Consider the following 11,552-nt stretch of genomic DNA (forward strand, 5'->3'; position numbering starts at 1 on the left):
TGCGGTGCGCGGGGGCCGGGTGGGTCCCCGCGCCCCGTGCGGCGCGTCCGGTCCCGCTTGTGCCCTTGTGATTAGGGCCACGAAACGGACCAAGGATCTTCAATGGCTGTCAAAGTGACGTCGGCGCTGATGTCGCCACTCATGCGTTCTTTGCGGGCCCCCCAGTTGGTTGACTGCTGCTCCCGGTGAAGATCCACGAAACATCCAGGGAGTCAGTCCGTGGCAGCACTCGCCCGGTGGTGCGTCAGGCGCCGTCTCGTCGTCGTCCTGCTGTGGCTCCTCGCGCTCGGCGGTGCCACGTCCGCCGCCGCGGTCGCCGGATCCGCGTACTCGAACGACTACGAGGTGCCGGGCACCGAGTCGGGCCGCGCGGCCGGGCTCCTGAACGAGAACTTCCACGGCCTCGGCGGCGACAGCGACACCGTCGTCTGGCACACCGGACCCGGCACCACCGTCCGCGCCGCCGATGTCGAGCAGACGACGACCGACGCGCTCGGCAAGATCTCCGAACTGCCCGCCGTGGCCTCCGTGACCGGCCCGTACGAAAGCGGCGGCGCCGGTCGGATCAGCGCCGACGGCCGCACCGCGTACGCCACCGTCACCTTCCGCGAGCAGGCCGACGACCTCGCCAAGTCCGACGCGCAGGCCGTCGTCGACGCCGCCGCCGAGGCCCGGTCGGACCATCTGCGGGTCGAGCTCGGCGGCACCGCCATCGGGCTCACCGAGTCCAAGAGCACCCGGATCGCCGAGGTCGTCGGGGTGGCCGTCGCCGCCGTCGTCCTCTTCCTCGCCTTCGGCTCGCTCGCCGCGTCGGCCCTGCCCATCGCCACGGCCCTGGTCTCCGTCGGCACCGCGTACGCGGGCATCGTCCTGCTCGGCCACGTGATGACCGTCGCGGACTTCGCGCCGATGCTCGGAACCCTGATCGGGCTCGGCGTCGGCATCGACTACGCCCTCTTCATCGTCACCCGGCACCGCAAGGGCCTCCGACGCGGACTGCCCGTGGCCGTCGCCGCCGAACGCGCGGTCGCCACGACCGGGCGCGCGGTCGTCTTCGCGGGCGCCACCGTCTGCATCGCGCTGCTCGGCATGCTCACCCTGCGGCTCGGCTTCCTCAACGGCGTGGCGATCGCCGCCTCGCTGACCGTGGTCCTCACCGTCGCCGCATCCGTGACCCTGCTGCCGGCCCTCCTCGCCTGGATCGGCCCGCGCGCCCTCAGCCGCCGCGAACGCCGCAGGCTCGCCGAGCACGGGCCGCGACCGGAGCTGCCCGCCGGGTTCGCCGCCCGCTGGGCCGCCTTCGTGGAGCGCAGGCCCCGGCTGCTCGGCGCCCTCGCGGTCCTCGTCATGGCGGTGCTCGCGCTGCCCGCCTTCGCGCTGCACCTGGGCACGTCCGACCAGGGCAACAACCCGGCGAAGGCCACCACACGGCAGGCGTACGACCTCCTCGCCGACGGGTTCGGCGCCGGTGTGAACGGGCCCCTGACGCTGGTGAGCGAGGCCTACGGGGCCGGTGACCGGGTGGCCCTCGACGACCTCGCCACGACACTGCGGTCGACCGAGGGCGTCGCCTCCGTGAGCCCGGTGACGTACGACGGCGGTGGCCGCGCCGCCTACCTCACCGTCGTCCCCGACTCGGCTCCGCAGTCCGAGGCGACCAGCGCGCTCGTCGACCGGCTGCGTGAGGAGGTCCTGCCGCGCGCCGAGGCGGACAGCTCCCTCGACCTGTACGTCGGCGGTGTCACCGCGAGCTACGACGACTTCGCGGAGATCATCATCGGCAAGCTGCCGCTCTTCGTGGGTGTGGTCATCGGGCTCGGCTGCCTCCTGCTCCTGCTGGCCTTCCGGTCCATCGGCATCCCGCTCAAGGCCGCCGTGATGAACGTCGCCGCGGTCGGCTCCGCCTTCGGGATCGTCGTCGCGATCTTCCAGTGGGGCTGGGGGAGCGAACTCCTCGGGCTCGGCAGGGCCGGGCCGATCGAGCCCTTCCTGCCGGTGATCATGGTCTCCGTCCTCTTCGGCCTCTCCATGGACTACCAGGTCTTCCTGGTCAGCCGGATGTACGAGGAGTGGCTGGAGACCGGTGACAACCGGCGGGCCGTCCGCGTCGGCCTCGCCGAGACCAGCCGGGTGATCAACTCCGCGGCCGTGATCATGATCTCGGTCTTCCTCGCCTTCGTGCTCAGCGGCGACCGGGTCGTCGCGATGTTCGGCATAGCGCTCGCGGCGGCCGTCGCGCTGGACGCCTTCGTCCTGCGGACGCTGCTCGTGCCCGCGCTGATGCACCTGCTCGGCGGGGCCAACTGGTGGCTGCCGCGCCGCCTGGACCGCGTCCTTCCGCGCATCAGCATCGAGCCGCCCGAATGTCGTTCGAATCCGAGCGGCGCACGTGCGAGGATCCCGGGACAGCGGGATGTGGATGATGACGTGGACGACGACGCGAGTGGGCCGAAGGAGCAGGATGTTCGCGATATCGCTGGGCGAGGGCGCTGAGCTGCGGCCGCTCGAACCGTGGCAGGCGCAGGAGTTCTTCGAAAACGTCGAGCGGGCCCGGGAGTACACGGCGCCGTGGGTGCCCTTCACCGCGGTGGTGAAGGACCTCGAGTCCGCGAGGCGGCACCTGCAGAAGTACGCCGACAAGCAGGCCGAGGACACCGGCCGCTTCTACGGCATCTGGCTGGACGGCACGCTCGTGGGCGGCGTCCTCTTCCGGATCTTCGACACGAGCGTCGACGGCTGCGAGATCGGCGTCTGGCTGGAGCCGTCGGCCGCCGGGCGCGGCCTCGCCCACAAGGCCTCGACGATCCTCATCGACTGGGCCGTGGACGAGCGCGGCATGCATCGCGTGGAGTGGCTCGTCTCCTCGCTCAACGAGCGCAGCAAGGCGACCGCCGCGCGGCTCGGCTTCACCAGGGACGGCGTGCTGCGGGAGAGCTTCCCCTGGCAGGGGACCCGGCACGACATGGAGGTCTGGTCCGTCCTCGCCCCGGAATGGCGGGCGGCGCGCGAGGGCGCGGGGCGGCCGGGGGCCTCGGCGCGTTAGCTCGTCAGCTCATCAGCTCGTGAGTCCGTTAAGGGAGCTCTCAGACTCCGTCCGTACGGTGCGCAACATGGGTACCAAGACAGAGGACGCGACCGGGGCGCAGGATGCCACCGGGGCCAAGGACGCCGACCGGAGCGAGGAAGTGACCGGTTCCGACACGTCGGAAGCGAAGACGGAGGCCAAGGCCGACGTCACGAAGGCCGGAAAGCCGTCCGCCACCGTCCCCGAAGCGGAAGCGGAAGCGGAAACCGGTGCCGAAGCCGGTGCCGGTGAGGACGAGGACGCCGCCGAGGTCGACCACGCGTACGACGCCACGGGCAAGGCCGCCGGGTCCACCGGGGTCGGCCAGGGCGCCGCGGCCGTCGTCTCCGCCGCGCTCGGTGTGATCGGCCTCTCCGGCGGCTGGCTCGGCACGATCGCCGGCGCCCGCTCCAACATCATGGGGCAGCTGGAGACCAAGCAGTCCGCGAGCGTCTCCGACCAGCTCCAGGCCATGTACGGCGACTCCTGGCAGGCCACCGCGCTGGTCGCAGGCCTCTTCGCGCTCTCCGCGCTGGTCGTCGGCTTCCTGGTGCTCGTCAGGCCCGCGTTCGGCGCTCCCGGCAAGGAGCAGGCGCCGTGGATCAAGTCCGTGGCGTGGGCGGGTGCCGCGCTCGGCGTGATCGGACTGGTCCTCGCCGTCGCCAAGTACAGCGATCTGCTGCTCGGCATCCCGTCAGCGCCTTCCTGAACCACCGCCGCACCCGCGCATAAGGCAGGGGCGGGGCAGGGGCTAAGGCTCCCGCCCCGCCCTACGTCGTATCTAAGGCCCCGCGCCCACAGGAGATGCGGCAGCCGCCCGATGCGGGCGACCCCCCTGGGAAACGAAAGTGGAGACATCGCCGGGAGAGACCGGCGGTACCACCGACAACCCGAGGGGTTCGAGATGTTCGAGTACGAGATGCACCAGATGCGCGCCGCCGAGCTGAGCCGGGAGGGCGCCCACCACCGCCTGGTCGGCGAGGCCCGCAAGATCCGCGCCGCCGCCCGCCGCGCAGCCCGCGACGAAGCCGAGGGGCAGGTGAGTACGTCGTCGCTTCTGAAGTCCCGCTTCACCTGGGCCGCCTGAAGTGCGGGAGCCGGGACCCGAACCGGAGCCGGCGCGCGTAAGGGTGCCTGCGCCCGCACCGGTGCGGGCGCAGGTGTCCGCTCCACGCAGAACGGGTGCCGCGCCTTCCACCCGCTGTGCGATGCTCACGGCTGTGGAGACCAAGTCCGTCAGTCCCGTGTTCGTCGGCCGCACCGCTGAACTGGACGCACTGAACGAAGCACTCGCCCGCGCCACGGGCGCCCCCGCCGAACAGCCCGGGGGCGCCGGCCGGGGCGAGCCGCAGGCGTTGCTGCTCGGCGGTGAGGCGGGCGTCGGCAAGACCCGCCTCATCGAGGAGTTCACCGCCGCCGCCGAGAACCGGGGCGCTGTCGTCGCGCTCGGCGGCTGCGTCGAGATCGGCGCCGACGGCCTGCCGTTCGCGCCCTTCTCCGCCGCCCTGCGCTCGCTGCGCCGCCGGCTCCCCGACGAACTGGCCGCCGCGGCCGAGGGACAGGAGGAGGAACTCGCCAGGATCCTGCCCGAACTCGCCGGACCCGCCCCGCACGGGCACGGCCCCGCCGGCCGGTCCGACGAACAGGGCATGGCCCGCCTCTTCGAACTCACCGCACGCCTCCTGGAACGCCTCTCCCGCGACCGCACGGTCGTCGTGGTCCTGGAGGACCTGCACTGGGCCGACGCCTCGACACGCCACCTCCTCGCCTATCTCTTCCGCACCCTGCGCGGCGGCCGTCTCGTCCTGCTCGCCACTTACCGGGCCGACGACATCCACCGCCGCCACCCGCTGCGCCCCCTCCTCGCCGAACTGGACCGGCTGCGCACCGTGCGCCGCATCGAACTCTGCCGCTTCAGCAAGGACGAGGTCGCCCGCCAGATGGCCGGAATCCTCGCGGCCGAGCCCGAACAGGGCCTGGTCGACGACATATTCGACCGTTCCGACGGCAACGCCTTCTTCGTCGAGGAACTCGCCGTCGCGTCCCACGGCAGGAGCTGCGCGAGCCTGACGGACTCCCTGCGCGACCTCCTCCTGGTCCGCGTCGAGGAACTGCCCGAGGACACCCAGCGGGTGGCCCGGATCGTCGCCGAGGGCGGCTCCACCATCGAGTACGAACTGCTCGCCGAGGTCACGGGCCTCGCCGAGGACGACCTGATCGAGGCGCTGCGGGCCGCCGTCGGCGCCAACATCCTCCTCGCCTCCCCGGACGGCGACGGCTACCGCTTCCGGCACTCCCTGGTCCGCGAGGCGGTCAGCGACGACCTGCTGCCCGGCGAACGCTCCCGCATCAACCGCCGCTTCGCCGAAGCCCTGGAGGCCGACCCCGCCCTCGTCGCCGCCGACCAGCGCGCCGCCCGCCTCGCCACCTACTGGTACTACGCGCACGACGCGGCCAAGGCCCTGCCCGCCGTACTCGCCGCCTCCGTCGAAGCCCGCCACCGGCACGCCTACGCCGAGCAACTGCGCCTGCTCGAACGGGCGATGGAGATCTGGGACGACGCCCCCGAAACCACCCGCGACGAACTGCGCCCCGCCGACTACGTCGAGGGCTACCCGGCCTGCGGATGCGATCCCGCGACCCCCTTGCGCTACCTGGACCTGATGGCCGAGGCCACCGTCGCCGGACGCCTCTGCGGCGAACGCGAACGCGCCCTGAAGATCACCAAGCGCGCCCTGCGCCTCCTGGACGGCGAGAACGACCCCCTGCGCTCCGCCTGGTTCTGGGCGACCCGTTCCGGCCTCGTCTCCACCCTCGGCCGCGGCGACGGCTGGACGGAGATCGCCAAGGCCCAGGAGCTGATGCGCGGCCTGCCGCCCTCCGAGGTGCACGCGGACATCCTCGTCCGCCGCGCCTCCTGGGGCATGCTGCACGACCCGGGCCCGGAGACCATGGCCGCCGCCGAACGCGCCGTCGAGTACGCCCGCATGGTCAAGGCCGACGCCATCGAACTCAACGCCCGCCTCACCCGCGGCAACCTCCTCATCGAGGCCGGCGACCCCGAGGCCGGCCTCGCCGAGATGTACGAGGTCAGGGCGCGCGTCATCGAAGACGCCCTGGTCACCGACTTGAGCCGGGCGCTCATCAACCTCCCTTCCGCCCTGGAGGGCGTCGGCCGCTCCGCCGAGGCCGTGAAGGCCGCGATGGAGGGCATCGAGTTCTGCCGGAAGTACGGTCTGGTGGACACCGAGGGCTGGGTCTGGGGCAATGCCGCCGAGTCCCTGTTCGGCCTCGGCCGCTGGGACGAGTGCGCCGAAGCCGTCACACGGACCCACCGCTGTGCGCAGAGTTCCAAGCCCCGGGGCTCCGCCGACCAGTGCTCCGCACGCATGGCGCTCGCCCGCGGTGACTACGCCGCCGCCGCCCGGCACATCCACTCCGCCCACCAGCACTACGGCAGCCACGACCCGCAGCCGCAGTACGTCCTGCCGCTGACCCGCATGGCCATCGGCATCGCCGCCGGTGAAGGCCGGGTCCTGGACGGCCGTGCCGAACTCGCACGCGCCCTCGCCACCGGGTTCCCCGTCGGAACCCAGCGGTACGGCTGGCCCCTGCTGCTCGCCGCCGCCTCCATGGAGGCCGACGCGCGCGGCCTGCCCGCTGCGGAGTCCGGCCGCCCCGCCGTCGTCGAACAGATCCGCAAAGCCGCCACATCGCTCGCCACCCCCGTCCCGCTCTGGCGCGTCTACGACGAATGGACCCGCGCCGAACTCCTTCGCTCGGAGGGCCGCGACACACCCACCGACTGGTCCGCCGTCATCACCGCCCTCGAACCCCTCGACCGCCCCTACGACCTCGCCCGCGTCCGCCTGCGCCTGGCCGAGTCCCTCCTCGCCCCGGACACCACCGACCGCGACAGCGCCGCCCAACTGCTCCGCCAGGCAGGCGAAGTGGCCGACCGGCTCGGCGCCCGTCCCCTCTCCGAGGCCATCACCGGTCTCGCCCAGCGGGCCCGCCTCACCCTGCACCCCACCGAAACCACCCGCGCCTCGGCCGCCCAAACCGCTCCGGCCGACCCCGCGGAGGCACTGGGCCTCACCAGCCGCGAGCGGGACGTCCTGCGACTCGTCTCCGTGGGCCGCAGCAACCGCCAGATCGCCGAGGAGCTCTTCATCTCCCCGAAGACGGCGAGCGTCCACGTCTCCAACATCCTTGCCAAGCTGTCCGTCACCGGCCGCGGTGAGGCCGCCGCACTCGCCCACCGGCTGCGGCTGTTCCCGGTGACCGGGGCCGGGGCCGGGGCCGGCGAGCGGACTCCGGCCACGCGCTGACCTGGGCGTTCCTCGTCCCGCCCGGTTTGCCCCGCCCTCGCTTACGCTTGACGGCAGAGACTCGGCTCCTGGGAGGCCCAGTGTTCAACGCGATCGAGGCCCTGTTCGCGCCGGGGCGCAAGCACACCGACGACGAGCAGAAACGCCTGGAGCTGACCCGCGTCGACCTCGCCGACGGTGACCCGGGGCGCGGCCCGATAGACCTGACCTCGGGAAAGGTGGTCGTACGCCCACCCGTCCCGTCCCCTCGGTCCGAGGAGTCACCGGGCGCGGAGGAGACGGAGACCTCCGACGAGCCGGGCAGTTGACTACTTCACCTCCACCTCCAGGATCTTGTCGTCCTCCTTCTCCGGTGTTCCCCGCGAGTCCGTCTCGCTGGTGACCAGCCACAGCTTGTCGCCGCCCGCCGCGACCACCGTCCGCAACCGGCCGTGCTCGCCCTTCAGGAAGGCCTGCGGCTCCGGCTCGCCGTCCACGCCCCGCACCGGGACGCGCCACAGCCGCTGCCCGCGCAGCCCCGCCAGCCAGACGGAGCCCTCGGCGTAGGCGACACCGCTCGGTGAGGCCTCCGAGGTCTTCCACTGGGCGACCGGATCGCGGAACCCCTTCCCGCCGCCCTTGCCCTCGGCGTCCGGCCAGCCGTAATTGCCACCGGCCTCGATCTCGTTCAGCTCGTCCCAGGTGTCCTGGCCGAACTCCGACGCCCACAGCCGCTTCTGCTCGTCCCAGGCCAGTCCCTGCACATTGCGGTGCCCGTACGAATAGACGGGGGAGTCGTCGAAGGGATTGCCGGGGGCCGGGTCGCCGTCCGGGGTGAGGCGGAGAATCTTGCCGCCCAGGGACTTCTTGTCCTGGGCCAGGCCGGTCTCGCCGGTCTCACCCGCGCCCGCGTACAACATCTTGTCGGGGCCGAAGGCGATCCGGCCGCCGTTGTGGATCATGCCCTTCGGGATGCCCTTGAAGATCGTGTCCGGTGCGCCGAGCTGCTCGCCGGGGGGCTTCTTCTCGTCGTACAGCATGCGGGCGATGCGGTTGTCGGACTCCGTCGTGAAGTACGCGTACACCATGTGGTCCGACGCGTACGACGGGGAGAGTGCGAGGCCCAGCAGGCCGCCCTCGCCGCCGGGGGAGACGCCGGGCACCGAGCCGAGCTCCGTCTTCTTGCCCGTGCTTCCGTCGACGCGCGTGATCGTCCCCTCGTCGCGCGAGGACACCAGGAGGTCGCCGCCGGGCAGCGGCGCGAGGCCCCATGGTGACTTCAGGTCCGTGGCGAGTGTGCGGGTGACCTTCGCGGAGCCCTTCGCCGGCGGGGCCCCCTCGCCCGCCCTGCCGGTGGGGGAACGGCTGGACGTCTTTCCTTCCGCCGGGCTCTCGCGGCGGCCCGGCCCATCGCCGCCGGACGAACACCCGGCCGCGAACACGAGGGCGGCAGCGGCCATCACGGCTGTCACAGCAGGTCGTTGCACCATCAGGTTCCCTTCGACGCAGCGCTTCTACTGTTCATACACCGCTCGCGCCCCTCAGGTTCCCCTCACGCTGCCATGAGATCGGAGTCCGTTCTCCTGGGCGCGGAGTCCGCCGTCATGGGCTCGGGTCCGCCGCGGGGGAAGGCGGAGCCGGGGCCCGGTGAAGGGGTCAGTCCCACGAGCCCAACGCGGCCGGCAGCGCCGCGATCTCCGCCAGGTCCGCCTCCGTCAGCCGCACCGCCGCCGCCCCGGCGTTCTCGACCGCCCAGCGCTCCCGCTTGGCCCCGGGGATCGGCACCACGTGCCTGCCCTGAGCGAGGACCCAGGCCAGCGCGGCCTGCGCCGGGGTCGCTCCGTGCCGCTCCGCCACCCGGCGCAGTCCCACCACCAGCGGCTGGTTGGCCGCCATCATCTCGGCGGTGAAGCGCGGATGGCGGGCCCGCAGATCGTCCGGTTCGAAGCCCTGGCCGGGCGTCAGCGTCCCCGTGAGGAAACCGTTCCCCAGCGGCATCGCCGCGAGGAGGCCGACCCCGCGCGCCACGCACCACGGCAGCAGCGCGTCCAGCGCCTCGGGCGACCACACCGACAGCTCGGCCTCGACCGCGCTGACCGGGAAGACCTGCTGGATCCGTTCCAGCTGCCGGATCGTCGCGTCGTGCAGGCCCGGCGACGGACGGCCCGACGCCGCGCGCCGGTGGGAACGCGCCCCCACCGCGCACAGCCCGAGGGCCCGCACCTTCCCCGCGGCGACGAGTTCGGCCATCGCGCCCCAGGTCTCCTCGATGGGGATCTCGGGGTCGGCGCGGTGCAGCTGATACAGGTCGATGTGGTCCGTCTGCAGCCGCCGCAGCGACGCGTCGCAGGCCCGCTTCACGTAGCCGGGGCGGCCGTTGGCGACGATGTGCTGCTCGCCGACGAGCAGTCCGCACTTCGTCGACACGAACGCCTCGTCGCGCCGCTCCTTGAGCACCCTGCCGATCAGCAGCTCATTGGTGAAGGGCCCGTACATGTCCGCGGTGTCCAGGAGCGTCACCCCGCGACCACCGGCACCGGCGCCCGCCGCGTCCAGGGCGGCGTGCACCGTACGCATCGACGCGTCGCCCCGCTGCCGCGAGCCGGTGTATGCCCAGCTCATCGGCATGCAGCCGAGTCCGACGGCGCCCACTTCGAGCGCCCCCGCGCCGATCGTCCTGCGCTCCACCTGGCCGTACCCTCCCACTCCCCGTCCGGAGATCATCAAAACTAGCCGCTGCCTCCCCGGCCCCGAGCGCTGCCTCCCCGAGCGGCCCGTGACCGGCCCGGCGGAGAGGTCCTAACCTCCAGGCATGAACACAGATGTATGGCTTCCTTACGAAGCGCACGAGATCCATGGGCTGCCCGAGGCATCAGAGGCAGGGCTCACCTATCGGTTCTGGGACGGTGGCCCGGAGTTTCCCGCGGACCCGGCCGACTGCGCCTTCTACGTGGTGCCCTATATGAAGGCCACGGAGACCGCCGTGCGCCCCCTGCCCGCGATGACGTCCGTACGCGTCGTACAGACGCTCACCGCGGGCATCGACCATGTGCAGCCGGGCATCGGGTTCCTCCCGCCCGGTGTGCGGTTGTGCAACGCCCGTGGGGTGCACGAGGCAAGCACCGCCGAGCTCGCGCTCACCCTGACCCTCGCCTCCCTGCGAGGCGTTCCGCGCTTCGTCGAGGGGCAGCGGCAGGAGGAGTGGCGGTCCGGGTTCTATCCGGCGCTCGCCGACAAATCCGTGCTCATCGTTGGATACGGATCGATCGGTTCCGCCATCGAGGACAGGCTCGCCCCCTTCGAATGCGCGCGGGTGGCGCGCGTCGCGCGCTCTGCCCGTGCCACGGAGCGCGGCCCCGTGCATCCGCTCGCCGACCTGCCGTCCCTGCTGCCGGAGGCGGATGTCGTCATCCTCTCGACACCGCTCACCGAGGCCACCCGCGGGCTGGCCGGCGCCGACTTCCTGGCCCGCATGAAGGACGGCGCGCTGCTCGTGAACGTCGCCCGCGGTCCCGTCGTCGACACGAAAGCGCTCCTCGCCGAACTGGAGTCCGGCCGGATAACCGCGGCACTCGACGTGACCGATCCCGAACCGCTGCCCGCGGGTCACCCTCTGTGGCACGCTCCCGGAGCGCTCATCAGTCCGCACGTCGGCGGCTCCACGTCCGCGTTCCGGCCGCGGGCCAAGCGACTCCTCGCCTCGCAGCTGACCGCGTACGCGGCGGGGAAGCCCCTCGACAACATCGTGCTGACGACGGGCAGTTGATCGCCCGACTGCCGCTTTGTGCACGCTCCGCATCCGCCCGCGTGCGCCCCGTGTCCACTTGTCCGCCGACAGTCACGGAGCGTAGAGGAGCTATGTCCCTGAGTGACGAGTCTGGTGTATCGTCCCGACTGGGGATGCGCCGTGGACCGTTCGGCGCCGGGGATGAGACAGCAAACCGCGAGGGGGGCGACGGGCGATGTACGGCCTATGGGCGAAAGATCCGACGCAGCGGGAGCGCAGCCCGCGACTCTGGCGCACACCGGCCCGCAGGCGCAGGCGAGTCGGGAGCCGCGTGAGCGGCCGTCGCCGCGCGCACCAGCGCCTCTGTCGGCCCGGCCGGCGCACGGGCCGGGCGGACACGGGGGCGGCACGGGTCAAGGCGGCCCGGTGAGCGCCCGGGTGAGCTCCACCG

At 72.4% G+C, this 11,552-nt stretch carries 9 protein-coding genes; 7 read left to right on the forward strand and 2 right to left on the reverse strand.

The genetic code is table 11. The features are described from left to right. The first annotated feature begins 219 nt into the window (after positions 1-219). The 6 genes from AC07DI_RS29555 to AC07DI_RS29580 all read left to right on the forward strand — a co-directional run bounded on the left by AC07DI_RS29555 (position 220) and on the right by AC07DI_RS29580 (position 7,703). A complete protein-coding gene (locus AC07DI_RS29555) occupies positions 220-2,493 on the forward strand; it encodes an MMPL family transporter (RefSeq protein WP_478907183.1) in 2,274 nt (757 codons plus the stop codon). Further along, on the forward strand, positions 2,462-3,043 hold the full coding sequence (locus AC07DI_RS29560) for a GNAT family N-acetyltransferase (RefSeq protein ID WP_478907185.1): 582 nt from the start codon (positions 2,462-2,464) through the stop codon (positions 3,041-3,043). Before AC07DI_RS29555 ends, AC07DI_RS29560 begins: the two co-directional genes overlap by 32 nt. Before the next feature lie 67 nt (positions 3,044-3,110). Next, on the forward strand, positions 3,111-3,773 hold the full coding sequence (locus tag AC07DI_RS29565; RefSeq protein ID WP_478907187.1) for a hypothetical protein: 663 nt from the start codon (positions 3,111-3,113) through the stop codon (positions 3,771-3,773). A gap of 195 nt (positions 3,774-3,968) precedes the next feature. After that, complete coding sequence (locus tag AC07DI_RS29570) at positions 3,969-4,151, forward strand: hypothetical protein (protein ID WP_478907189.1); 183 nt, start codon at positions 3,969-3,971, stop codon at positions 4,149-4,151. 121 nt (positions 4,152-4,272) lie between these two features. After that, a complete protein-coding gene (locus AC07DI_RS29575) occupies positions 4,273-7,395 on the forward strand; it encodes a helix-turn-helix transcriptional regulator (RefSeq protein ID WP_478907191.1) in 3,123 nt (1,040 codons plus the stop codon). A gap of 80 nt (positions 7,396-7,475) precedes the next feature. Then, a complete protein-coding gene (locus AC07DI_RS29580; RefSeq protein ID WP_384249781.1) occupies positions 7,476-7,703 on the forward strand; it encodes a DUF6191 domain-containing protein in 228 nt (75 codons plus the stop codon). On the opposite strand, the gene AC07DI_RS29585 is transcribed toward AC07DI_RS29580, so the two are convergent. Both AC07DI_RS29585 and AC07DI_RS29590 read right to left on the reverse strand, forming a co-directional pair. After that, positions 7,704-8,834, reverse strand: a complete 1,131-nt coding sequence (locus AC07DI_RS29585; RefSeq protein WP_478907275.1) for a PQQ-dependent sugar dehydrogenase — start codon at positions 8,832-8,834, stop codon at positions 7,704-7,706. A gap of 196 nt (positions 8,835-9,030) precedes the next feature. After that, positions 9,031-10,062 (reverse strand): aldo/keto reductase, encoded by a 1,032-nt coding sequence (locus AC07DI_RS29590; RefSeq protein WP_478907194.1) that lies wholly within the window; start codon positions 10,060-10,062, stop codon positions 9,031-9,033. A gap of 124 nt (positions 10,063-10,186) precedes the next feature. On the opposite strand from AC07DI_RS29590, the gene AC07DI_RS29595 reads away from it, so the two are divergent. Beyond that, positions 10,187-11,140, forward strand: a complete 954-nt coding sequence (locus tag AC07DI_RS29595; protein ID WP_478907196.1) for a 2-hydroxyacid dehydrogenase — start codon at positions 10,187-10,189, stop codon at positions 11,138-11,140. The last annotated feature ends 412 nt before the right edge of the window (positions 11,141-11,552 follow it).

The sequence above is a fragment of the Streptomyces sp. NPDC044106 genome, from assembly GCF_056433985.1.